20 protein-coding genes and 2 pseudogenes are annotated in these 23,919 nt (G+C 71.6%); 13 read left to right on the plus strand and 9 right to left on the minus strand.

The window, feature by feature from the left end:
* Positions 1–181 precede the first annotated feature (181 nt).
* From ACIF83_RS44635 to ACIF83_RS44650, 4 genes and pseudogenes are all read left to right on the plus strand, one after another.
* Positions 182–1,561 (plus strand): ABC transporter ATP-binding protein, encoded by a 1,380-nt coding sequence (locus ACIF83_RS44635; protein ID WP_399736252.1) that lies wholly within the window; start codon positions 182–184, stop codon positions 1,559–1,561.
* Between the two features lie 18 nt (positions 1,562–1,579).
* Positions 1,580–2,025 (plus strand): annotated as a pseudogene (locus ACIF83_RS44640) (DUF3574 domain-containing protein).
* Between the two features lie 91 nt (positions 2,026–2,116).
* Positions 2,117–3,505: an aldehyde dehydrogenase family protein gene (locus ACIF83_RS44645; protein ID WP_399736255.1), complete on the plus strand. Its 1,389-nt coding sequence runs from the start codon at positions 2,117–2,119 to the stop codon at positions 3,503–3,505.
* 15 nt (positions 3,506–3,520) lie between these two features.
* Positions 3,521–4,603: a Zn-dependent alcohol dehydrogenase gene (locus ACIF83_RS44650; protein WP_393476327.1), complete on the plus strand. Its 1,083-nt coding sequence runs from the start codon at positions 3,521–3,523 to the stop codon at positions 4,601–4,603.
* Positions 4,604–4,606: 3 nt separating this feature from the next.
* On the opposite strand, the gene ACIF83_RS44655 is transcribed toward ACIF83_RS44650, so the two are convergent.
* The 3 genes from ACIF83_RS44655 to ACIF83_RS44665 form a co-directional block, all read right to left on the minus strand.
* Positions 4,607–5,536, minus strand: a complete 930-nt coding sequence (locus tag ACIF83_RS44655) for a DMT family transporter (protein ID WP_393476595.1) — start codon at positions 5,534–5,536, stop codon at positions 4,607–4,609.
* Between the two features lie 286 nt (positions 5,537–5,822).
* On the minus strand, positions 5,823–6,530 hold the full coding sequence (locus tag ACIF83_RS44660) for an ArsR/SmtB family transcription factor (protein ID WP_399736258.1): 708 nt from the start codon (positions 6,528–6,530) through the stop codon (positions 5,823–5,825).
* Positions 6,531–6,576: 46 nt separating this feature from the next.
* The gene (locus ACIF83_RS44665; RefSeq protein ID WP_386574624.1) at positions 6,577–7,218 is read right to left on the minus strand and encodes a TetR/AcrR family transcriptional regulator; all 642 of its coding nucleotides are present in this window, start codon (positions 7,216–7,218) and stop codon (positions 6,577–6,579) included.
* A 90-nt stretch (positions 7,219–7,308) separates the two neighbouring features.
* Between ACIF83_RS44665 and ACIF83_RS44670 the strand changes: the two genes are divergently transcribed.
* From ACIF83_RS44670 to ACIF83_RS44680, 3 genes are all read left to right on the plus strand, one after another.
* Complete coding sequence (locus tag ACIF83_RS44670) at positions 7,309–8,460, plus strand: acyl-CoA dehydrogenase family protein (RefSeq protein WP_393476592.1); 1,152 nt, start codon at positions 7,309–7,311, stop codon at positions 8,458–8,460.
* Between the two features lie 60 nt (positions 8,461–8,520).
* Positions 8,521–8,808: a YiaA/YiaB family inner membrane protein gene (locus ACIF83_RS44675; protein ID WP_393476323.1), complete on the plus strand. Its 288-nt coding sequence runs from the start codon at positions 8,521–8,523 to the stop codon at positions 8,806–8,808.
* 93 nt (positions 8,809–8,901) lie between these two features.
* The gene (locus ACIF83_RS44680) at positions 8,902–9,525 is read left to right on the plus strand and encodes a TetR/AcrR family transcriptional regulator (protein WP_393476320.1); all 624 of its coding nucleotides are present in this window, start codon (positions 8,902–8,904) and stop codon (positions 9,523–9,525) included.
* A gap of 19 nt (positions 9,526–9,544) precedes the next feature.
* On the opposite strand, the gene ACIF83_RS44685 is transcribed toward ACIF83_RS44680, so the two are convergent.
* Positions 9,545–10,006, minus strand: coding sequence for a MaoC family dehydratase (locus tag ACIF83_RS44685; protein ID WP_393476317.1), 462 nt, complete (start codon positions 10,004–10,006; stop codon positions 9,545–9,547).
* Between the two features lie 117 nt (positions 10,007–10,123).
* On the opposite strand from ACIF83_RS44685, the gene soxR reads away from it, so the two are divergent.
* Positions 10,124–10,582 carry a redox-sensitive transcriptional activator SoxR gene (gene soxR / locus ACIF83_RS44690; protein WP_399736264.1) on the plus strand — a complete coding sequence of 153 codons (459 nt, stop codon included), beginning with the start codon at positions 10,124–10,126 and terminating at the stop codon, positions 10,580–10,582.
* Positions 10,583–10,585: 3 nt separating this feature from the next.
* Here the strand turns inward: soxR and ACIF83_RS44695 are convergent, their stop codons facing one another.
* Positions 10,586–11,653: an RNA ligase (ATP) gene (locus tag ACIF83_RS44695; protein WP_393476312.1), complete on the minus strand. Its 1,068-nt coding sequence runs from the start codon at positions 11,651–11,653 to the stop codon at positions 10,586–10,588.
* A 149-nt stretch (positions 11,654–11,802) separates the two neighbouring features.
* On the opposite strand from ACIF83_RS44695, the gene ACIF83_RS44700 reads away from it, so the two are divergent.
* Positions 11,803–12,537: a hypothetical protein gene (locus ACIF83_RS44700; protein WP_393476309.1), complete on the plus strand. Its 735-nt coding sequence runs from the start codon at positions 11,803–11,805 to the stop codon at positions 12,535–12,537.
* Here the strand turns inward: ACIF83_RS44700 and ACIF83_RS44705 are convergent.
* Complete coding sequence (locus tag ACIF83_RS44705; RefSeq protein WP_393476306.1) at positions 12,483–13,211, minus strand: 3-keto-5-aminohexanoate cleavage protein; 729 nt, start codon at positions 13,209–13,211, stop codon at positions 12,483–12,485. The two genes, ACIF83_RS44700 and ACIF83_RS44705, sit on opposite strands and share 55 nt — an antisense overlap.
* 241 nt (positions 13,212–13,452) lie before the next feature.
* On the opposite strand from ACIF83_RS44705, the pseudogene ACIF83_RS44710 reads away from it, so the two are divergent.
* A pseudogene (locus ACIF83_RS44710) lies at positions 13,453–14,998 on the plus strand (IS200/IS605 family accessory protein TnpB-related protein).
* 48 nt (positions 14,999–15,046) lie between these two features.
* Here ACIF83_RS44710 and ACIF83_RS44715 read toward each other — a convergent pair.
* Positions 15,047–15,649, minus strand: a complete 603-nt coding sequence (locus ACIF83_RS44715; RefSeq protein ID WP_390854781.1) for a hypothetical protein — start codon at positions 15,647–15,649, stop codon at positions 15,047–15,049.
* A 258-nt stretch (positions 15,650–15,907) separates the two neighbouring features.
* Here ACIF83_RS44715 and ACIF83_RS44720 point away from each other — a divergent pair, with 258 nt between their 5' ends.
* Positions 15,908–18,697, plus strand: coding sequence for a penicillin acylase family protein (locus ACIF83_RS44720; RefSeq protein ID WP_399736269.1), 2,790 nt, complete (start codon positions 15,908–15,910; stop codon positions 18,695–18,697).
* Positions 18,698–18,715: 18 nt separating this feature from the next.
* On the opposite strand, the gene ACIF83_RS44725 is transcribed toward ACIF83_RS44720, so the two are convergent.
* Complete coding sequence (locus ACIF83_RS44725) at positions 18,716–19,990, minus strand: serine-threonine protein kinase (protein ID WP_399736272.1); 1,275 nt, start codon at positions 19,988–19,990, stop codon at positions 18,716–18,718.
* An 80-nt stretch (positions 19,991–20,070) separates the two neighbouring features.
* Positions 20,071–21,291, minus strand: coding sequence for an exo-beta-N-acetylmuramidase NamZ domain-containing protein (locus ACIF83_RS44730; protein ID WP_399736275.1), 1,221 nt, complete (start codon positions 21,289–21,291; stop codon positions 20,071–20,073).
* Between the two features lie 186 nt (positions 21,292–21,477).
* On the opposite strand from ACIF83_RS44730, the gene ACIF83_RS44735 reads away from it, so the two are divergent.
* Positions 21,478–22,251 (plus strand): SDR family oxidoreductase, encoded by a 774-nt coding sequence (locus ACIF83_RS44735; protein WP_399736278.1) that lies wholly within the window; start codon positions 21,478–21,480, stop codon positions 22,249–22,251.
* The gene (locus ACIF83_RS44740; RefSeq protein ID WP_399736281.1) at positions 22,248–23,918 is read left to right on the plus strand and encodes an AMP-binding protein; all 1,671 of its coding nucleotides are present in this window, start codon (positions 22,248–22,250) and stop codon (positions 23,916–23,918) included. Before ACIF83_RS44735 ends, ACIF83_RS44740 begins: the two co-directional genes overlap by 4 nt.
* Position 23,919 lies beyond the last annotated feature (1 nt).

Consider the following 23,919-nt stretch of genomic DNA (forward strand, 5'->3'; position numbering starts at 1 on the left):
ACCCGAATCGCGCCGTCCGCTTCCACCCCTGCCAGGGGCGCGGCGTCCGATGCCGCGCCCCGTCTTCCCCGGCCGAGCACATTCCGTTAACTTCCGTGACCCACAGGCCTCGTACGACCCGCACGCGGCCTTCGGACCCACGGAGCAGCGGCGCTCCTGACAGCCCCCGGGGACACCAGCCATGACACGCGCCATCTCTCTGCACGACGTGAGCAAGTCCTACGCGCGGGGCAACCGCGTGGTGGACCGACTCTCGCTGGACATCGCGCCCGGCGAGTTCCTGGTACTGCTGGGCCCCTCCGGCTGTGGCAAGTCCACCGTGCTGCGCATGATCGCCGGCCTGGAGGAGGTCGACGAGGGCGAACTGCTCCTCGACGGCGAGTACGCCAACGACCGGCAGCCCTCCGACCGGAACATCGCGATGGTCTTCCAGAACTTCGCCCTCTACCCGAGCATGACCAGCCGCGACAACATAGGCTTCCCGCTGCGCATCGAGTCCCCGGGCGCCGACCCCCGCCCGCGGGTGGACGCGACCGCCCGCATGCTCGGCATCGAGGACCTGCTCGACCGCTTCCCCAGCCAGCTCTCCGGCGGCGAACGCCAGCGCGTCGCCATGGGCCGGGCCATCGCCCGCCGCCCTTCCGCCTTCCTGATGGACGAGCCGCTGTCCAACCTCGACGCCAAGCTCCGCAACCACTTGAGGGCCGAAATATCCCAGCTCACCAGGGAGTTGGGTGTGACCACGGTGTACGTCACGCACGACCAGGCCGAGGCCATGTCGCTCGGCGACCGGGTCGCCGTCCTGCGCGGTGGAGTGCTCCAGCAGGTCGGCAGCCCGCGCGAGGTGTACGGGCTGCCCCGCAACGTCTTCGTCGCCGCCTTCATCGGCACCCCGCGCATCAATCTGCTGCGCGGCCTGGTCCGTGCCCCGCTGGACGGCGCCATGACCATCAGCCTCGGCAGACAGGCGCTGCGCCTGCCCGAACCCCTCTCCCTCGACCACCGGTTGCTGCGCGTGCAGCAGGGCCGTGAGGTGATCGTCGGGCTGCGCTCGGAGGCGATCCGGATCTCCCCCAAGTTCTCGGCTTCGCTCGAACAGGGGGGACCCCCGCGGCCCGTCGCCGCCCGGCCCGGGGAGGTGCCGATCAGCGGCCTGGTGGAGCATGTGGAGTTCCAGGGGCACGAGGTCCTCGTCCACTTCAACACCGGTTCGAGCCCGGCCCTCGTGCCGGAGCTGGAGGCCCCGCGCCCGTCCGGCCGCCCCGTGCGGCGCCGCCGCCGGGAGGGCTCCAGGGTCCTGGACCGGCTCAGGGAGCGGGCCGGTGCCCTGCGCGCCGGGCCGGTCGTGGTCCTGGAGGACCCGCCGGGCGACGGCCCCGAAGCCGCGCCTCCGGAGGGCCGGATGCCCGGCGACCTGGTCGTGCGCACCACCCCGGACATCCAGCTCCGGCACGGCATGCAGGTCCCGCTTCTCGTCGACATCGCCCACCTGTTCGTCTTCGACCGGCACGGCGAACGGATCTGCCCGTCCCCGGCGCGGCTGCCGGACCTGGAGGAGTGAGCCCACCAGGGGTGGGGCATGCGCAATCACCTCACCCCCACCCGGGCCGCCCTCACCACGGCCGGTCTGCTGCTGGCCGCCGCCCCGACCGCGTACGCCACGCTCGCCACCCCGGACCCGGCCGCGCACACCCGCGGAAAGCCGTACGTCGAGACCCGGCTCTTCTTCGGCACGGCGCGCCCGGACGGCGGTCCGGCCGTCACCGACCGGCAGTTCATGGCCTTCGTCGACCAGCAGGTCACGCCCGGCTTCCCGGCCGGGCTCACCGTGCAGAACGGGCGGTGGCAGTGGCGCGACGCGCACGGCACCATCGAGAAGGAGCGGCCGTACGAGCCGATCCTGCTGTAGCCGCAGGGGCGGACGCGAGCGACCGCAGCATCGAGGACATCCGGCGCGCCCACGAGAAGGCTTTCGGCCAGGAGTCCGTGGGCAGGGTGGACGAACGGGCGCAGGTCGACTTCTGATATCCCGGGGACGTCCGGCCATGTATGGCGCCTGAAAACTAACGCCGCTAGTTTGTTGCCGGACGACGCAGCCCTGCCGGGAGGAAGCAACATGAAGGCACACGACGGCCTGTACATCGACGGCGCCTGGCGCCCCGCCGAGGGCCGGGACGTGATCGAGGTCGTGAACCCGACCGACGAGCAGGTCATCGGCCGGGTCCCGGCCGGGAGCGCCCTGGACGTGGACACCGCCGTACGGGCCGCACGCGCCGCCCTCCCGGCCTGGGCCGCCACGCCCCCGGCCGAGCGGGCCGCACGCCTGGCCGCGCTGCGGGACGCGCTCGCGGCCCGCAAGGACGAGATCGCCGAGACGGTCACCGCCGAACTGGGCGCCCCGCTGCAGTTCGCGCAGGCGGTCCACGCGGGCGTGCCGATCGTCGTGGCCGGCTCCTACGCCGACCTGGCCGCGACCCACTCCTTCGAGGAGAAGGTCGGCAACTCCACCGTCCTGCACGAGCCGATCGGCGTCGTCGGCGCCATCACCCCCTGGAACTACCCGCTCCACCAGATCGTCGCGAAGGTCGCCCCGGCGCTCGCCGCGGGCTGCACCCTCGTCCTCAAGCCCGCCGAGGACACGCCGCTCACCGCCCAGCTCTTCGCCGAGGCGGTCCACGAGGCGGGCGTCCCGGCCGGTGTGTTCAACCTCGTCACCGGCCTCGGCCCGGTCGCCGGGCAGGCGCTCGCCGAGCACCCGGGCGTCGACCTGGTCTCCTTCACCGGCTCCACGGCCGTCGGCCGGCAGATCGGCGCGGTGGCCGGCGCGGCCGTCAAGAAGGTGGCGCTGGAGCTGGGCGGCAAGTCCGCCAACGTCATCCTGCCGAGCGCCGACCTCGCCAAGGCCGTCCAGGTCGGCGTCGCCAACGTCATGTCCAACTCCGGCCAGACGTGCAGCGCCTGGACCCGGATGCTGGTCCACCGCGACCGGTACGACGAGGCCGTCGAGCTGGCCGCCGCGGCCGCCGCCAAGTACGGCGAGCGCATCGGACCCGTCGTCAGCGCCAAGCAGCAGGCACGCGTGCGCGGTTACATCGAGAAGGGCGTCGCCGAGGGCGCCCGCCTGGTCGCCGGCGGCCCCGAATCGCCGCGCGAGAAGGGATGCTTCGTCAGCCCGACGGTCTTCGCGGACGTCACCCCGGAGATGACGATCGCGCAGGAGGAGATCTTCGGCCCGGTCCTCACGATCCTCCGCTACGAGGACGAGGAGGACGCCCTGCGCATCGCCAACGGCACCGTCTACGGCCTCGCCGGCGCGGTCTGGGCCGGCGACGAGGCCGAGGCCGTCGCCTTCGCCCGCCGCATGGACACCGGCCAGGTCGACATCAACGGCGGCCGGTTCAACCCCCTCGCCCCCTTCGGCGGCTACAAGCAGTCCGGCGTCGGCCGGGAACTGGGCAGCCACGGGCTCGCCGAGTACCTCCAGACCAAGTCCCTCCAGTTCTAAGGAAGTCCACGACCCATGGCCGTACGAGCCGCCGTCCTGCCCGCCATCGGCGCCCCGCTGGAGATCACCGACATCGAGCTGCCCGAGCCGGGCCCCGGACAGGTCCGGGTCCGCCTCGCCGCCGCCGGTGTCTGCCACTCCGACCTGTCCCTGTCCAACGGCACCCTGCGGGTACCGGTCCCGGTGGTCCTCGGCCACGAGGGCGCCGGAACGGTCGTGGCCGTGGGCGAGGGCGTCACCCACGTGTCGCCCGGCACCCCCGTGGTCCTCAACTGGGCACCGGCCTGCGGCACCTGCCACGCCTGCACGCTCGGCGAGGTCTGGTTGTGCGCCAACGCGCTGAACGGCACCGCCGACGTCTACGCCCGCACCGTCGACGGCACCGACCTCCACCCCGGTCTGAACGTCGCCGCGTTCGCCGAGGAGACCCTCGTCTCCTCCTCCTGCGTGCTCCCCCTCCCGGAGGGTGTCCCGCTCACCGACGCGGCCCTCCTCGGCTGCGCCGTCCTCACCGGCTACGGCGCCGTCCACCACTCGGCCAAGGTCCGGCCGGACGAGACGGTCGCCGTGTTCGGCGTCGGGGGAGTGGGCCTGGCAACCCTCCAGTCCGCGCGCATCGCGGGCGCGTCCCGCATCATCGCCGTCGACGTCTCCCCGGAGAAGGAGGAGCTCGCCCGCGCCGCCGGTGCCACGGACTTCGTCCTCGCCTCCGACACCACCCCCCGCGAGATCCGCGCCCTCACCGACAAGCAGGGCGTCGACGTCTCCGTGGAGTGCGTGGGCCGCGCGGTCACCATCCGTGCCGCCTGGGAGTCCACCCGCCGGGGCGGCCGTACGACGGTCGTCGGCATCGGCGGCAAGGACCAGGAGGTCACCTTCAACGCCCTGGAGATCTTCCAGTGGGGCCGCACCCTGTCCGGCTGCGTCTACGGCAACTCCGACCCGGCCCGCGACCTGCCGGTGCTCGCCGGACACGTACGGGAGGGCCGGCTCGACCTCTCGGCCCTGGTCACCGAACGGATCGCCCTGGACGGCATCCCGGCGGCCTTCGAGAACATGCTGGCGGGCAAGGGCGGCCGGTCCCTGGTGGTGTTCTGACGCTCAGCCGACCTTCTCGGGTCGCGGCTCCCCGGCCGCGACCCGCCGGGTCCGCCCGCGCACCCGGGACCGGGACACCGCCACGCCCGCGAGGCACAGCAGCCCGCCCACCAGCGTGAGCAGCCCCGGGACCTCGCCGAGCGCCAGCCACGACATCAGCACGACCAGGGCCGGAACGGCGTAGGTCGTCGCGCCCATCCGGCTGGCGGTGGTGCGGGCGAGGGCGTAGGCCCAGGTGGTGAAGGCGAGAGCGGTGGGAAAGACACCCAGATACACCATGTCGAGGGTGGCCGAGACCGGCGCATGGGCCGCCTCCCGCACCAACTGCCCGGCGAACGGCAGGCAGACCACGGCACCGACGAGACACCCGTAGGTCGTCACCTGCAGGGCACTCCCGTGCCCGAGGGCCGGCTTCTGCGCGACGACCCCGGCGGCGTAGGCCACCGCCGCGAGGAGACACAGCACCACCCCGAACACCGAGGATCCGCCCCCGGCCGACATCGACAGCCCCACGGTCACGGCACCGGCGAACGACACGGCCATCCCCGCCAGCAGCCGGGGCGGCATCGGATCGCCGAGCAGCCTGGTGCCGAGCAGGGCTATCAGCAGCGGGCCCACGTTCACGACGAGTGCGGCGGTGCCCGCGTCCACCTGCTGCTCACCCCAGTTCAGGACCACCATGTAGAACCCGAACCACAGCACCCCGGACAGCCCGATGCCCCGCCACGCACTCCTGGGCGGCAACCCCTCCCGCCGTACGACACAGATGACGCCCAGCGCCACGACCCCCGCGACCAGCCGCCCGAGCGCGAGCGCACCCGGCGAGTAGGCGTCCCCCGCGGTCCGGATGGCCACGAAGGCGGAGGCCCAGAGCACGACGGAGACGACGGCGGCGGCAGCGGGGAGGAGCTTTTGGCGCGGGGAGGTACTCATCATGCTCCTGAAGCTAGGCAGCGAAAGGGCTGTGGGCTGGCGGAAATCGGACGGCGTCGCTGGTTCCCCGGTGCTGTAGCTGGGCGGAGGTGGGGACCCTCCCCGGCGCTGGCAGGGTGCCGCTGCGCCCACCCGTGCCGCCCCAGCGGCACCACTGCCCGCAGCTACGGGCGGTGCGATTCCGGCGCGCGGCACTGCACCCCTCAGGGGCGCGGGGAACTGCGCGACCAGCCCCCACGCACCCGCACCCGGCACACCACACAACCCCCCACCCCCGTAGCCGAACTCAACCCAACCCCGCCGCCTCGACACCGAGCAACTCAAATAGCGCGTGCTCCCCCGACGGAGTCACCTTCACGGCCCGCTCGGAGCCGATTCGCACGCACCAGCCCGCATCCATCGCGTGCCGGCACAGCGCCGACCCGGCCACCCCCGCGAGATGAGGCCGCCGCTCGGTCCAGTCGAGGCACGCTCGGGCCAGCGGGCGCCTGGTCGAACGGTTGAGGGCGATACCCGCCGTACCGAACCACTCCACCCCCGCGTCCGTCAGCGCGAACCCGGTGTCCTGCCGAAGCAGCCCACGGGAAGTCAGCGCTTCCGTGACCGCGATGCCGAGCCGTCCGGCGAGATGGTCGTAACAGGTACGGCCCCGGGCCATGGCGGACCGGGAATTCGACTCCCGCAGAGAGCGTGGCCGTACCGCCGCCACAGGCACCTGCGCGGCAAGGTCCTCCACGAGCTGTGCGACACGAGCGTCGGCCAGCCGCACATACCGGTGCCTGCCCTGCCGTTCCTCCGCGAGCAGGCCGCCGGCCACCAGTTTGCCCAGGTGCTCGCTCAGTGTGGACGCGGCGACCCCGGCATGCCGGGCCAGTTCCCCGGCGGTCCAGGCCCGCCCGTCCAGCAGCGCGAGCAGGCACGCGGCCCGGGTCTCGTCGGCGACCAGCGAGGCGAATGCGGCGAGGCCGGCGGCCCGGGAGTCCTTGGCGGTCATGCCTTCAGCATGCGGCACCGACACTTAGGCACCCGCCGAAGTGTCCTCACACGCTCTGCCGTACCTGCTCGTACTGCTGCGCCAGCCCGTCCAGCAGCGCGCTCAGCCCCGTCTCGAAGGCCCGCTCGTCGATCTTCTCCTGCTGCTCGGCGAGGAGGTGCGCCTGCCCGAGGTGGGGATAGTCGGCGGGGTCGTACGCGCTCGCGTCGTCCACGAAGCCCCCGGCGAAGGAGCCGAGCGCGGAGCCCATGATGAAGTACCGCATCAGCGCGCCGATGGACGTGGCCTGCGCCGGTGGCCAGCCCGCCGCGACCATCGCGCCGTACACGGCGTCGGCGAGCCGCAGTGCGGCGGGGCGGCGCCCGGGCCCGCGGGCGAGGACCGGGACGATGTTGGGGTGGTCGCGCAGGGCGGCCCGGTAGGAGATGGCCCAGTCGTGCAGCGCGGTCCGCCAGTCCCGGACGTCCTCGAACATCGACAGGTCCACCAGACCGCTCACCGAGTCGGCGACCGCCTCCAGGATCTCGTCCTTGGTGCGGAAGTGGTTGTAGAGCGAAGGCCCGCTCACCCCCAGCTCGGCGGCGAGCCGCCGGGTGGAGACGGCCGCCAGGCCCTCCGCGTCCACGAGTTCCCGTGCCGTCTCGACGATCCGGTCGGTGCTGAGGAGGGGCTTGCGCGGTCGGGCCATGGCGCACATAGTAGGGCTGCAACAGGAAACTAGCAGTGCTAATTTAAATGTCCGGCTTTCAAGATCCGTCTGGTGTGGGGTGATCTCGTGGTGAACCTGGGGCTCAGTGCGGAGCAGACCGCGGTACGGCAGCTCGCCCGGGACTTCGTGGAGCGCGAGATCGCCCCGCACGCGGTCGCCTGGGACCGGGCCGAGGAGGTCGACCGGGGCATCGTGAAGAAGCTCGGCGACGTCGGCTTCCTCGGTCTGACCATCGGCGAGGAGTACGGCGGCTCGGGCGGCGACCATCTCGCGTACTGCCTGGTCACCGAGGAGCTGGGCCGCGGGGACTCCTCGGTCCGCGGCATCGTCTCCGTGTCCCTGGGTCTGGTCGCCAAGTCGGTCGCCGCCTGGGGGAGCGAGGAGCAGAAGCGGCGGTGGCTGCCGGGTCTGACCGCGGGCGAGTACGTCGGCTGCTTCGGCCTCACCGAGCCCGGCACCGGCTCCGACGCGGGCAACCTCACCACCCGCGCGGTGCGCGACGGCGACGACTACGTCCTCGACGGCACCAAGATGTTCATCACGAACGGCACCTGGGCCGACGTCGTCCTGCTCTTCGCCCGCTCCACGGACGCCCCCGGGCACAAGGGTGTCTCCGCCTTCCTGGTCCCCGCCGACACCCCCGGACTGACCCGCCGCGCCCTCCACGGCAAGCTCGGCCTGCGCGGCCAGGCCACCGCCGAACTGGTTCTGGAGGACGTCCGGGTGCCCGCCTCCGCGCTGCTCGGCGAGGAGGGCAAGGGCTTCTCCGTCGCCATGTCCGCGCTGGCCAAGGGGCGGATGTCGGTGGCGGCGGGCTGCGTCGGCATAGCCCAGGCCGCGCTGGACGCAGCCGTGCGGTACGCCGGTGAGCGCGAGCAGTTCGGCCGGTCCATCGCTCATCACCAGCTGGTGCAGGAGCTGATCAGCGACATCGCCGTCGACGTCGACGCGGCCCGGCTGCTCACCTGGCGGGTCGCCGACCTCATCGACCGCGGGCAGCCGTTCGCCGTCGAGTCCTCCAAGGCCAAGCTGTTCGCCTCCGAGGCGGCCGTCCGCGCCGCCAACAACGCCCTGCAGGTCTTCGGCGGCTACGGCTACATCGACGAGTATCCGGCCGGCAAACTCCTGCGCGACGCCCGTGTGATGACCCTCTACGAAGGCACCACCCAGATCCAGAAGCTGCTCATCGGCCGGGCGCTCACCGGGGTCTCCGCCTTCTGAGTACGCTCCTGAGTACTTCGGCGGATGTGGCGCGGGCCACGTCCGCCGATCCTTGCTCCCATGAGTGACACACCCGTCAAACAGCAGAACACGGCCGCCTTCTACGGCCAGTCCGTCGCCTCCTTCGCGGTCGCCATGGTGGCCACCGCCGTGGGCATCTTCCGGCTGAACGCCGACGCCTGGGTGCGGGCCTTCCTGGCCATCGCCGTCCTCTATCTCGTCACGTCCGCCTTCACGCTCGCCAAGGTGATCCGGGACCGCCAGGAGGCCGGGCAGATCGTCAGCCGCGTCGACCAGGCCCGCCTGGAGAAGCTGCTCGCCGAGCACGACCCCTTCGAGAAGCTGTGAAAAGCGCAGGCAAGCTCTGAGCGGGCGCTCTAAGCGAGCGCTCACCTTCGGCGGTATGGTGGTGCTCCTGTCACCGAGAGGGGCGAGCGAGCGATGAGTACGGCGGAGGAGACGGCCGGCGGCGAGGTCGAGCCGTGGGAAGAGGTCACCCCTGAGGCGGCCCGGCGACTGCTGGTCGCCGCCGTGGAGGCCTTCGCCGAGCGCGGCTACCACGCGACGACGACCCGCGACATCGCGGGCCGCGCCGGCATGAGCCCGGCCGCGCTCTACATCCACTACAAGACCAAGGAAGAGCTGCTCCACCGGATCAGTCGGATCGGCCACGACAAGGCCCTGGACATCCTGCGGACGGCGGCCCGGCGCGAGGGCACGGCCGCGGAGCGGCTCGCCGACGCCGTCAGCTCCTTCGTCCGCTGGCACGCAGGGCGGCGCACCACCGCACGGGTCGTGCAGTACGAACTCGAAGCGCTCGGCCCCGAGGCCCGCGCCGAGATCGTCGCGCTGCGCCGCCAGGTGGACGCCGAGGTGCGCGGGATCATCGAGGACGGTGTGGCCTCCGGCGAGTTCGACGTGCTCGACGTGAAGGGCACCACCCTCGCCGTGCTCTCGCTGTGCATCGACGTGGCCCGCTGGTTCACCCTGGACGGCCCGCGTACCCCCGAGGAGGTCGGCGCGCTGTACGCCGACCTCGTGCTGCGGATGGTGGGCGCCGAGTAAGGCGCCCCCCGGGGGGCACTCAGAGGTAGTACCGGGACACCGACTCCGCGACGCAGACCGGCTTGTCGCCGCCCTCGCGCTCGACGGTGAAGGCGACGGCCACCTGGACGCCGCCCGGGACGTCCTCGACGCCGGTGATCGTCGCGGTGGCGCGCAGCCGGGAGCCGACGGGGACGGGGGAGGGGAAGCGGACCTTGTTCGTCCCGTAGTTGACGCCCATCCTCACGCCCTCGACCTTGATGAGCTGCGGCCCGAAGAGCGGGAGCAGCGACAGCGTCAGGTAACCGTGGGCGATGGTGGTCTTGAACGGTCCCGCCGCGGCCTTCTCCGGGTCCACGTGGATCCACTGGTGATCCCCGGTGGCCTCCGCGAACAGGTCGATCCGCTTCTGGTCGATCTCCAGCCAGTCCGTGTAGCCCAGCTGCTCGCCCACCGCGCCCTTCAGCTCGTCGGGGGAGGTGAAGGTCCTCGGTTCTGCCATGTTCCCGGCCTCTCGCTCGCATGTCTAAGCAACTGCTTAGCATGGTCGGGTGCGGAGGCGATGTCAACGGATACCGTCCCGACCGGCCGGACGGTGTCTGTCGGTAGTCTCTGTGGAGTGCCCCAGCTTCCCGAGAAGATCCACGAGCTGACCGTCGGCCAGTTGTCCGCGCGCAGCGGCGCCGCCGTCTCCGCCCTGCACTTCTACGAGTCCAAGGGCCTCATCACCAGCCGCCGCAGCACCGGAAACCAGCGCCGCTACACCCGCGACACGCTGCGCCGCGTCGCCTTCGTCCGCGCGGCCCAGCGGGTCGGCATCCCGCTGGCCACGATCCGCGAGGCCCTCGCGCAACTCCCCGAGGAACGCACCCCGACCCGCGAGGACTGGGCCCGCCTGTCCGAGGCGTGGCGCTCCGAGCTGGACGAACGCATCAAGCAGCTCAACCGCCTGCGCGACCACCTCACCGACTGCATCGGCTGCGGCTGTCTGTCCTTGGACACATGCGTCCTGTCCAACCCGGACGACGTGTTCGGCGAGCGGAGGGCGGGATCGCGGCTCATGGCGGAGGGCCGCTGAGACCTACTCGTACTCGGTCCCGCCCTTGCGCGTCAGGTACGCCGGGCTGACCGCCTTCGCGATCGCCCGACCCCCGGTCACCCCGCTGTAGCGCTCCACGAGGGGCCGTATCACCACGCCCTCCCGCAGATGCAGCCCCCGCCCGGACATGGTCTCCCGCCCGCTCGCGAACTCCAGCACTCGCTCGATGTCGTACGGCCCCGAGAACAGCCGGGGCACCAACGGCAGCTCACCGTCGAGGAGTGCGGCCGCGTCCAGCCACCGCACCGTGCCGTCGATCTCGGCGCAGACGTCGAACACCGCGTACCCCAGCGTCTCCCGCCGCCCGTCGGCCCCGTACGTCAGGTCCTGCACCCCCGCCCCGTACACCTCGCCGAAGATGCCGACCCGGCGTGCCCCCAGCCGCTCGGCGAGCCGGGCCGCGACCTCGGCGACGCCGTGTCCGCGCACCGCCCGCCAGTACAGATTGCGTGGATCCTCCTTCAGGGCGAGGGACTTGGCGCCGAAGCCCTTGGAGGAGACGTGCACCCGGTCCTCGTCGGCGAGATACGTCAGCAGGCAGGCCGAGCCGTGCAGCTTCTCGGTCAGGACCACATCCTCGCCCGCTGCGAAGATGTCCGGAAACCGCTGGATGTTCTCGATGTCCACCCAGGGCAGCAGATCGGGCGCGGACTCCACGTCCCCGTCCATCGTGGGCGGGACCGGCGGCACCCACTTGGTGATGCCCAGCCGCTCGGCGAAGTCGGTCCCCTCGGCCGCGGCTCGCGCCAGGTCCACGTCCGCCAGCTCCTTCGGCCGGCACACGATGCCCTGCGACAGCTCACCCCGCAGCCGTACCGCCTTGACCCGGTTGGCGTCGCCGCCCGCCAGCCGTCCGGTCAGCCCCAGCTCCTCGATCAGCCCCGGCGGGAGCACGGACTGCTCGGGGATGTAGACGGCGGCCTCGCCGGTGCGGTACGCACCCTTGGCGACGACGGCTCGGTACAGGCCCACCTGGGCCAACTCGAGCGCATCGGCGTTCGGGTGCTCGTGGACGGTCAGCACTTCGGCGGTGACGCGCAGCGTCGACATCTGGGGACTCCTCGGTTCCTCAGCTCGGTTTCATCGACACCCACTCTCCGCACGAGAAAGGGGTGGAGCGACCGGATTCGGGCCTGCTAACGTCGTGATCTTCGGCCGGCGGCGACGCCGCGCACGGAGTCACGACGGGACCGACTCCCATGGCCTCACCCGCACTTGACGCCGCCCTTGCGGACATCGACACGGTCTTCAACGGCTTCGCGAGCCCGAACGAGACCGGCTGCGGCCGGTGCCACCTGCCCGAGGAGACCGCGTATCTGCGCACGCCGTACGTCCGCATGCCCGTCGACGTGGTGCGGATGTACCTCTTCGAGGTGTCCGACCACTTCGACGACCACGCGGCCGCGATGCGCCGCCTGCTCCCGCAGGCCGCACGGGCGATGGCCGACGCCACCCTCGGCTCGATCGGCTACGGCTGCCACGGGCTGAGCCGGGTGGACTGGCGCTCCTGGCCGGCCGAGCAGTCCGCGGCGATCGATGCCTTCCTGCGCGCCTGGTGGCAGGACGCCCTCACGACCGCCGAACCGCCGTACGGCATCGACGACATCTTCGACACCTGCGTCACGATCGCGCAGAGCGTCACTCCGTTCCTCGATGGCTGGCCCCGTGGACCGGTCGCCGACACACACCTCATCCACTGCGCCGACGTGTGGCTCTACGACCTGCTCTCCGACAACTCCCCCTTTCCCTGGTGGTACGACGACAGCGAGGAGGCGGGCCTCGCCGAGCTGCGTACCTGGCTGGCCGGCCCCGGTGCCGCCCGCCTGCACGCCCTGGGCGAGTACGACCTCGCCGTCCGCAGTGAACTCCTGGCCCTGCCCTACGACGACCGCTGGGCGCACGCCTGCTGGGACAGCGCCTCCCCCACCAACTGAGCGTTGGACCGGGCCCGTTCACCGTCCGGCAGGACCAGGGTGTCCTCCAGACCGATGCGGATGGCCAGGCCCAGCCGTCCGGCCAGACGCAGCACCGGCCAGGCGCCGCCCTCCTCGCCGTGCAGCAGCACCGGGCGGCCGTGGGCCTCGCCCAGCTCGGCCAGCAGGGCCCGCGCCGACGCCTGAGCCGTCGCCGGATCCGGGTCGGTCACCTCCGCGAGCACCCGCAGCACCCTCGGCCCGAGCGGCGAGACCGCGAACCGGGCCGCCCCGTCGGTGCCTGACCAGATGCCCGCCTCCACACCCACACCCCGGGCGAGCAACTGCTCGGCCACCTCCTCGGCGCCCGGCTCATGCCAGTTGACCGAGGCGAAGTCGGGCAGCACCGACCAGCTGCGCACCCGGTCGAGCCGGGCGGCGGGGTCGGGCTCGGCCCAGGCGCCGGTGGTCACCCCGACCGGCGCCGGTATCCGCGCCCGTATCGCTTCCAGCGTCGGGGCGAGCACCCGTGGGGACAGACTGTCGTGCCCGCACGGTGTCTTGGGGTGGACGTGGATCTCCGTGGCGCCGGCCGCGACCGCTTCGGCGGCGGACCGTGACAAGCCCTCGGGGGACAACGGCACACACGCGCCGTCCATGGCCGAGCGGCGGCCGTTGAGACACACCTGCATCATGAGTCGATGGTGCCGGAGGCCACTGACAGTGCCCAACGGCGCGTCCCGGCAAGCGGTCTGGAACTGTTGTCGGTTGAGCGTGCTCGGGCGCGTCGGAGCGTGCATGAGTGAGCGCTGCGACTACTCCCGCGCATGGACGTTCAGGGGAAACGGGAGTTCTTGCTTCGAATGCGTGACCTTGGCGGAAGTTGCTCGTCGGTGCGGTGACAGGATCTTCGGCACCTGGGGAGGGGCGGGGGAATTGGGTGGGCTGCGCGAGGTGGCGGCGCCGTTTGTCGCCCTCGGCCCGTCCGGGGTCGCCGTCCGTACTCGGCTCAAGCACCTCACGTGCAGGGACGAGAAGGTGCTCAGGCTGGTCGGCGACCACCTCGGCACGCCGGCCGGGCGGGCTCTCCGGGTCCGGTGTGCTGCTGCTCTGGAGCACGACACGGATGCGTGGGTGGAGCGTAAGCGGGCTCTGAGCTCTGACGGGGGGAGTCCTCCTCGCGCTGGGCCGGGTCGATCACGAAGGCGACGCACGATCAGTGGGCGCTGGCCCGGCGTGCCCAGTCGAAGTACATCCAGGGACTTGAGGCCGGTGTGCGCACGATCGGGCACCGGCTGTCGCTGCCGGTGGGAGAGCCGGGAACCAAACGGGCTCCGGGCGGGTACCGCTCCCGTCAGGAGTGGCATGCGAAGTCCCGGCGGATGCACGGGCTCGCCGACCGGCTGGAGCGCGAGCGGGCCGACCGGGAGGCCGGGCAGGTGGCTGTGGTGCGGGGTGGGAAGCGGCTGCTGAACGCCCGGCACCACCTCGAAGAATCCGGGCTGAGCGAGGATGACTGGCGGCGCCGCTGGGCGGCAAACCGCCCGCCCCGCCGGCCCATCTGGCCAACGCCCCGCATGGCCGGTATGTGCTCGCTTCCCGCGTCGCCTTTCACCACCGGGGCGATCAGTGGGCCGACCGCGTCACCACCAACCGCGCCGTGGCGTACCGCATCCATGAGGACGTGCAGCGCGGACGCTGGTACTTGACCGCCTCCTGGCAGATCCCGCCGGTCAAGACCGTGCCGCTCGGCCAGGCGCGGGCCGGCGGAGTGGTCGGCGTGGACACCAACGCCGACCATCTGGCCGCCTGGCGGCTCGACACCCATGGCAACCCGGTAGGCAAGCCGCACCGCTTCGACTACGACCTGTCCGGCACCGCTCAGCATCGCGATGCCCAGATCCGCCACGCCTTGATCCGACTGCTGCACTTCGTCAGGCGCCACGGCCTGGCGGTCGCCGTCGAGGACTTGGACTTCCACGCGGAGAAGACGCGGGAGAAACACGGGCGCCGCAAGGGGTTCCGGAAGCTGATCTCCGGCATGCCGGTGGCAAGACTGCGGGCGCGGCTGGTGTCGATGGCCGCCGAACTGGGCATCCCAGTCGTCGCGGTCGATCCCGCCTACACCTCAAAGTGGGGCGCCCAGCACTGGCAAAAGCCCCTCACCACGAAGAACAGGAAGACGACTCGCCACGACGCGGCAGCCGTGGCGATCGGAGGGCGCGCCTTGGGACACCCGATCCGGCGACGGACGGCACCGCCCCGCACTCACCAGAGCGATGGATGCGGGCATCGGACCGTCCAGGCCGAACCGGGCGTCTCGGGGCGTGAGGGAACCCGCCCCCGTATTCCTGGACCACGGACACGATCCGTGCGCGCCGGACACGGCGCGAAAGCGGGGGACCAGTGTGCCCAACACCGTTCGGGGCACGCGGCTGAACATGACTCCTGGCAACAGGACTCACTCCCGCTCAGTCTCTAGGAACGGTGCGGCATCCCCCTGCGCACCCCCGGTTCCACCCCCTGCCGATCAGGCCGAGATCAGCAGCTGTCCCCGCCCGGCGCACGCCAGCGCCTGAGGCGTGAGCACGGGCCGGGGCACGAGGATCCCGCAGTCCGTGCAGACCGGACCGGACGAGGGCTCGTGGTCCAGGTCGTACTTCCACACGAGGCGCTCACCCGAACACACCGGGCAGGCCGAGCCCGGTTCCCGCTCCAGGGCGGCGATCAGCCGGCGCAGCACCTCGGCCAGCGGCTCGTCGGGGTGGACCCGTGGGTCGTCGCACCAGGCGACCCCGAACCCGCCCCAGGTCAGCCGGTGCCAGTCGTCCACGGTGCCCGGCCGGCGCAGCCCGTCGTGCTTCTCCTTCTTGCGGCGCTCGGCGAACTCGCCCTCATAGGTGAGCCAGACCTCGCGCGCCTCCTCCAGCTCCTCCAGTGCGGCCACGAGCCGCGCCGGGTCGGGGGAGCGGTCCTCCGGACCGAAACCGGCCCGGGAGCACAAGTGGTCCCAGGTCGCCCGGTGCCCGTAAGGAGCGAACCGCTCCAGGCACTTACGCAGTGAGTAGCGCCGCAGTGCCAGATCACACCGCGGATCGCGCACCTGTCTCGCCAGACTTCGGAATCCGGCCATCGCCCTGCACCTCCGTCACACCTGCGTCCGCACTTCGGTCACTTCGGCGTCGCCGTACGGCTTTCGCGCGACGTCGCCGAGTAGACGTATCGACACGCGATCCGGCTCCATCCGATTTCCGATGCCCTCCCATAAGGCGCCCCGGGTTGACCGCCGGGCGCACCGGCCCTCGTGACTCCAAAACTTGACGCATGTTCATCTTCAATCCCGGGGATACCGGCGGTAACGTCCGGCCCACCCCCGTCGGGAGGAGCTGCCATGCCACGGCGCACCCCACGCAACGTGTTGTTCGACAAACTGAGAACTCCCCGCAGGCTCACCGGGTTCCTGAAGACGGCATCCGTATGCGTTCTCATCGCGGGAGTCCTCTCCCCGCTCACCCAGGCAGCGGCGGCGGAGAGCGCCACGGCCTCGAACGACTACTGCGGCGGCCAGTGTTCGGACATCCTGCCGCCGGGCGAGAACGGCAACGCCACCCTCGCCCAGATCCTGCTCAACCAGGCCTTCGGCACCCAGCCCTCCCATGCCGAGGACCAGCTCGGCCCGTACGCCAACCTGGCGACCGGCTACTCGGGGCTCACCGAGGCGAAGATCAACACCTTCTTCAACGACGCCTCCTTCGGCGTCCCTTCCGACCAGGTCGCCTCGACCGAGAAGCCGGCCGGCCGCAGTGACGTGACGATCGTCCGTGACAAGAAGACCGGTGTGCCGCACATCACAGGCACCACCCGGTACGGCACCGAGTTCGGTGCCGGGTACGCGGCCGCCGAGGACCGGCTGTGGCTGATGGACGTCTTCCGGCACGTGGGCCGCGGCCAGCTGACCACCTTCGCCGGCGGCGCGGCCGCCAACCAGGGCCTTGAGCAGCAGTTCTACCGCAACGCGCCGTACACCGAGGCCGACCTGCAGGCGCAGATCGACAACGCCGTGGCGAACAACGGCGCCCGCGGCCAGCAGGCCCTCGCCGACGCCAACGCCTACCTCGCCGGCATCAACTCCTACATCGACGCCTCCGACAGCGGCCGCTACTTCCCGGGCGAGTACGTCCTGACCGGCCACAAGGACTCCATCACCAACGCCGGCACCATAGACCACTTCAAGATCACCGACCTGGTGGCGCTCGGCTCCGTCGTGGGCTCGCTGTTCGGCTCCGGCGGGGGCGGCGAGGTCAACAACGCGCTCTCCCTGATCGCCGCCCAGTCCAAGTACGGCGTGCAGGAGGGCACCAAGGTCTGGGAGTCCTTCCGTGAGCGCAACGACACCGAGGCCGTCCTGACCGTCCACAACGGCGAGAGCTTCCCCTACGCGTCCAAGCCCGACGACCCCCAGGGCGAGGCCCTGCCCGACCCGGGCTCGGTGACCCAGGAGCCGCTGGTCTACGACCGCACGGGCAGCGCCGCCACCGCGAGCGCCACCAGCGCCTCCACCACGGCGGCCAAGACCACCCTCGGCTCCGCCAGGCGCGGCATGTCCAACGCCCTCGTGGTCAGCGGGAAGTACACCGCCGGCGGCCACCCGATCGCCGTCTTCGGGCCGCAGACCGGCTACTTCGCCCCGCAGCTGCTCATGCTCCAGGAGATCCAGGGCCCGGGCATCAGCGCCCGCGGCGCCTCCTTCGCGGGCCTGAGCATGTACGTCGAGCTGGGGCGCGGCCAGGACTACTCGTGGAGCGCGACCACCTCGGGCCAGGACATCATCGACACCTACGCCGTCGAGCTGTGCCAGGACGACTACCACTACCTGTACCACGGCACCTGTACCGCGATGGACGAGGTCGAGCAGAAGAACGCGTGGAAGCCGACGACCGCCGACGGGACCGCGGCGGGGTCGTACACCATGCGGGTGTGGCGCACGAAGTACGGTCCGGTCGAGTACCGCGCCACCGTCGGCGGCAAGAAGGTCGCCTACACCACCCTGCGCTCCTCCTACCTGCACGAGGCCGACTCGATCATCGGCTTCCAGATGCTGAACGACCCCGACTACGTCAAGGGCCCGAAGGACTTCCAGAGCGCGGCCCAGCACATCAACTACACCTTCAACTGGTTCTACGCCGACTCCCAGCACACCGCGTACTACAACAGCGGTGACAACCCGGTCCGGGCGAGCGGCGTCGACGCCGAGTTCCCGGTGTGGGCGCAGCCGGCGTACGAGTGGAGGAACTGGGACCCGGCCACCAACACGGCCGACTACACCCCGGCCTCCGCGCACCCCAACTCGGTCGACCAGGACTACTACGTCTCCTGGAACAACAAGCAGGCCAAGGACTACACGACCGCGTCCTGGGGCGACGGGTCGGTGCACCGCGGCAACCTGCTGGAGGACCGGGTGAAGAAGCTGGTCGCGGCCGGCGGGGTGACCCGCACCAAGCTGGTGCAGGCCATGGCGGACGCGGCCCTCGCCGACCTGCGCGCCGAGGACGTGCTGCCCAAGCTGCTCAAGGTGATCAACTCCTCCCCGGTGACCGACTCCACGGCCGCCGCCGCGGTGAACAAGCTCCAGGCGTGGGTGACCGCGGGCGCCAGGCGCACGGAGACCTCGGCGGGTTCGAAGGCGTACGCCAACGCGGACGCGATCCGCATCCTGGACGCCTGGTGGCCGCTGCTGGTGAAGGCGGAGTTCGAGCCCGGCCTGGGCAGCGACCTGTACACCGCGTTCACCGACAACCTGCCCGTGGACGAGGCCCCGTCCGCCGGGCACGGCCCGACCGGCTCGCACGCCGGAAGCTCCTTCCAGTACGGCTGGTGGAGCTATGTCGACAAGGACATCCGGTCGGTGCTCGGTGAGTCCGTGCAGGGCTCGCTCGCCCGGCAGTACTGCGGCGGCGGCAGCCTCAGCGCCTGCCGGGACAGCCTGATCGGCACCCTGAAGCAGGCGGCGGGGCTGACCGCAGCCCAGGTCTACCCGGGCGACGACCAGTGCTCGGCCGGCGACCAGTGGTGCGCCGACTCGATCGTCCAGCGCACCCTGGGCGGCATCAAGCACGGCAAGATCAGCTGGCAGAACCGGCCGACCTTCCAGCAGGTCGTGGAGTACACGTCACACCGGTGACGTCCGAACGGCGGCGGGTCAGGCGATACGGCCCGCCGCCAGCACCACCCGCGCCAGCTCCGGGTGCACGATGTCGCTGTGCGCCCCGGACGGCGGGCCCCCGCGCTGGACGACCGCGGCCGCGTCGACGTTCACGCAGCCCGAGCCGGGCAGCGCCCCGTTCAGGGCCGCGGCGAGGTCCAGCTTCGCGGTGCCCGGTACCGCCTGCACCCCGTCGTGCCCCATGGCTCCCCACTCGGGGCCCAGCACGCCCGCGATGTCGACGCCCAGGATCGAGTGGTCGTCCCCCGCGAGACGCGAGGCGAGCGGATAGAAGGTGCCGAGCGCGTGGTCGAAGTGCGAGTGGCAGCACACCAGCGGCCCGTCGATCCGCTTATGCCGGTCCTTGAGCGCGCCCGCGGTGTCCGGGTCCTGGGGCAGCCGGGCCGCGAACGCGTAGTGCGAGAAGGCGCCCTGCAGCAGTGTCACGGACTTCACCGCGCGCACGCCGTCGGGCAGCCCGCGCAGCGCGAACGCCACCAGCCGCCCGCCGAAGCTGTGTCCGACCAGATGCACCCGTACACCGGTGGCCGCCTGGGCCAACCGTCCGACGAAGGGCCCGAGTCCGTGCTCGCCGACCGTCCCGGCCCGCCGCTTCATCGTGTAGTACGTCGCCTGCCGCAGCAGCTCCTTGGCGCCTTCCCAGGGGTTCGGCAGGCTGAACTCGGCGTGCGGCCCGGTCAGCGCCGCGGCGAACTCCTCGCAGGCCGTCGCCGTGTCCGTGCTGAACATGAGGGGCTCGCCCTGCTGCGAGGTGTCCGCCACGGAGAGCGGCTGGGCCGTCCCGACCAGCTGTCGCACCAGCTGTCCGAACTCCGCCAACCCCGCGTCCCCGTCCGGCTGTTCGTCCAGCATCCGGGCCAGTCGGTCGAGCTCATCGGCGCGGCCCGGGAAGGTCGTCAGCAGTGCGCGCCGGGTGTCCGGGTCCAGCGCCGGGCCCGCCACGAGAGCGGGCGCGGCGCTCGGGAAGTCCGGGATCGGCTCGTCGCAGAACCGCATCGACGGCCAGATCACCCCCACGTACCCGATCCGCGCCTTCGGCGCGAGCTTCGGGATCGGGGCGAAGAAGCGCCGGTACAGCGCGGTGGCGCCCGAACGGTCGTTGTTCCAGCCGTGCGCGAAGACGATCAGGTCACGGACGTCCCGGTCCGTGACCTGCGCCAGCAGCCGGTCGCGTTCGGGGCCGTCCACGTCCCCGTCCGCATCGAAGGTCAGCTCCCAGTAGGGAGTCACGCTCATTCCAGGATCCGCCATGCCGGGCTCCCTCGTCCCCCGAACGATGCGATGTGGGCGTATCGTCCTGCGCCGGGGCAGAGTTGGCCATACGACGCGGGTCACTTGTAGAGCAGGTATTCCTTTCGAACGCTGCGGAAAGCCGCCAGCTCGTCCTGCCAGGCGGCGACCACCTCGTCCGTGCCGGCCCCCGCGTCGATCATCGTCCGCACCCGGCTGGAGCCGGTGAGCTTGTCGATCCAGTCGTCCGACCGCCAGGCGAAGCCGTCCCAGGCCTTCCGCGCGGTCACCAGCAGGGCGATCCCGGTGCGTACGGGGTCGTAGGCGGCCCGGTCCCGCACATGGATCTGCACGCCCCCGACGGTCTTGCCCTGGAACTTGGAGAAGGTGGGCGCGAAGTACGCCTCCCGGAACCGCACACCCGGCAGCCCCAGCTCGTTGACCGCGGCGGCCCAGCGCCCGTCGACCCCCTCGGCGCCGAGGAGTTCGAAGGGCCGGGTCGTGCCGCGCCCCTCGGAGAGGTTGGTGCCCTCGAACATGCAGGTGCCCGAGTACACCAGCGCGGTGTCCGGGGTCGGCATGTTCGGGCTCGGCGGCACCCAGGGCAGACCGGAGGCGTCGTAGAAGCGCGTGCGCTGCCACCCCGTCATCAGGACGGTCTCCAGCGGGACCGGCGTGCTCAGGAACTCCCCGTTGAACAGCCGGGCCAGCTCGGCGACCGTCATGCCGTGTGCCTGCGCGATGGGCCGGCGGCCGACGAAGGTGGCGAACTCCTGGTGCAGGACGGGACCCTGGGCGGAGCGGCCGGTGACCGGGTTCGGGCGGTCGAGCACGACGAACTTCTTGCCCGCGAGCTGGGCCGCCTCCATGCAGTCGTACAGGGTCCAGATGTACGTGTAGAAGCGGGCGCCCACGTCCTGGATGTCGAAGACGATCGTGTCGACGCCGGAGGCGGTGAAGATGTCCGCCAGCGGGCGGCCGCTCTTCAGGTACGTGTCGTAGACCGGCAGGCCCGTCGCCGGGTCGTCGTAGCGACCCTCGGAGCCGCCGGCCTGGGCGGTGCCGCGGAAGCCGTGCTCGGGACCGAAGACCGCGGTGAGTGTGCAGCGGGGGTCGGCGTGCATGACGTCGACGATGTGCTGGGCGTCACGGGTGATGCCGGTGGGGTTGGCGACGATGCCCACGCGCTGGCCGCTGAGTGGCGAGTATCCGTCGGCTGCGAGTCTTTCGAAGCCGGTGTGCAGTTGTTCGCGGTGTTGGGGCGTGGCGGGAACGGCTGCCATCGTGGCCGATGCGAGTAGGTTCCGTCGGGACAGGTGCATGGGGTGCCTCCGTTGTGTGGAGTGTGCGGGCCGTCCGTGCTCGCGCCCGCGCGGCGGAGCCGCATATCGATACAGCCCCGCGCCCCTTGAGGTTGGGCCAGGCACCCTTCCTTTTACACATACCGACTGGTTAGTCTGGCCACTGGAGCCGATGCGCGCCGCGCGAAATCGCGTCGAAGGAGACCGATGGTGGAAGCCGTGCAGGATGCCGGAGTGGTCGTCACCGGAGCGGGCGGTGGGATCGGGGCCGCGCTGGCCCGCAGGTTCGCGGCCGAGGGTGCCCGGGTCGTCGTCAATGATCTGGACGCCGGGAAGGCCGAGGCGGTGGCAGCGGAGATCGGTGGGATCGCCGTGCCGGGTGACGCCTCTGCGATCATCGGCGACGCCCGTGACGCGCTCGGCGGTGCCGTGGACGTCTTCTGTGCCAATGCCGGGGTCGCCTTCGAGGACGCGGGTGCCGGTGAGCCCCTCGACGAGAAGGCCTGGGCGCTGTCCTGGGACGTCAACGTGATGGCCCACGTCCGGGCGGCCCACGCACTGCTGCCGCACTGGTTGGAGCGCGGGCGCGGACGGTTCGTCTCCACCGTGTCGGCCGCCGGACTCCTCACCATGATCGGCGCCCCCTCCTATGCCGTCACCAAGCACGGCGCGCTGGCCTTCGCCGAGTGGCTGTCGCTCACCTACGGCCACCGGGGCGTCAAGGTCCACGCCATCTGCCCGCAGGGCGTCCGCACCGACATGCTGGCCGCCACCGGCAGCGCGGGCGACCTGGTGCTGCAGCCGACCGCGATCGAACCGGAGGCGGTCGCCGAGGCGCTGTTCCAGGGCATCGCGGAGGACCGGTTCCTGATCCTGCCGCACCCCGAGGTCGCCGAGTACTACCAGGCGCGGGCCGCCACCCCCGACCGCTGGCTCGCCGGCATGAACCACATCCAGCAGAAGTGGGAGGCCACCCGGTGAGCGCCTCGCCGTACGCGGCGCGGCCCTGGCTGGCCCTGCTCAACGAGGTGCAGCGCGGGCCGGTCGACCCCGCCGACTCGCTCGTGCACGCCCTGCGCGCGGCCGTCGCCGACGCCCCCGACCGGACCTTCCTCGCCTACTTCGACGCCCGGCTGAGCTACCGCGAGGTCGACGAGCTGAGCGACTCGGTGGCCGCCCACCTCGCCGGGCGCGGCCTGGAGCGCGGCGACCGGGTCGCCGTCCTGCTGCAGAACTCCCCGCACTTCGTCCTGGCCGTCCTCGGCGCCTGGAAGGCGGGCGCGACCGTCGTGCCCGTCAACCCCATGTACAAGTCGGCCGAGGTCGCCCATGTGCTGCGGGACGCCGAGGTCGCCGCGCTGATCTGCTCCGACCGGGCCTGGGAGTCGTATCTGCGGGACACGGCGGCCGACTCGCCGGTTCGGATCGTGCTCACCGGGTGCGAGCTGGACTTCCAGACCCGGGACGACGCGCGCGTGCTCACCTTCGAGCGGCTGCCCGAGGCCCCGGACGCCGACGACCTCGTGGCCGTCGCCCGGCAGGGCGGCACGGCGCCCGAGGGCCGCGACCCGCACCCCGGCGACATCGCGCTGATCAGCTACACCTCGGGCACCAGCGGCACCCCGAAGGGCGCCACCAACACGCACGGCAACATCATGCACAACGCCGAGCGGCAGCGGACCGGGCTCGCCCTGCCGGAGGCGCCCGTCTACTTCGCGCTCGCACCTCTGTTCCACATCACCGGGATGGTCAGCGAGCTCGCGTCCTGCCTCACCAGCGCGGGCACGCTGGTGCTCGCCTACCGCTTCGATCCGGGCGTCGTCCTGGACGCGCTGGCCGAGCACCGTCCGCACTACACCGTCGGCCCGTCCACCGCCTACATGGCGCTGGCCGCCCACCCGGACGTCACCGCGGAGCACTTCGCCTCCTTCGTGGGCATCGCCTCGGGCGGTGCCCCCGTGCCGCCCGCCCTGGTGGAGAAGTTCCGCGTCCAGTGCGGCCAGTACATCCGCACCGGCTACGGGCTGACGGAGTGCAGCGGGGCCGCCGCGGCCGTCCCGCCCGGTCTGGAGTCGCCCGTCGATCCGGCCTCCGGGACGCTCGCCGTCGGAGTGCCCGGCGCCGACACCCTCGTACGCATCCTGGACGAGCGGGGCGAGGAGGTCCCCATCGGCGAGCAGGGCGAGATCGTCGTGCGCGGGCCCCAGGTGGTGCCCGGGTACTGGCGGCGCGCCGAGGCCACCGCCGAGACCTTCCCGGACGGGGAGCTGCGCACCGGCGACATCGGCTTCATGGACGCACAGGGCTGGCTCTACGTCGTCGACCGCAAGAAGGACATGATCAACGCGTCCGGCTTCAAGGTGTGGCCGCGCGAGGTCGAGGACGTCCTCTACACCCATCCGGCGGTGCGCGAGGCCGCCGTCGTCGGCGTCCCCGACGGCTACCGCGGGGAGACCGTCAAGGCCTACATCAGCCTGCGGCCGGGCGCCGAGGCGGACCCGGATGAACTCGCGGTGTACTGCAAGGAGAGACTGGCTGCCTACAAGTACCCGCGCCAGGTGGAGATCCTGCCCGACTTGCCCAAGACGACGAGTGGGAAGATCCTCCGTCGGGAACTGCGTTCCCGCGCCCACGACAATCAGCAGTAAC

Origin of the sequence: Streptomyces sp. NPDC085866, from assembly GCF_044541035.1 — a bacterium.
Classification (GTDB): domain Bacteria; phylum Actinomycetota; class Actinomycetes; order Streptomycetales; family Streptomycetaceae; genus Streptomyces.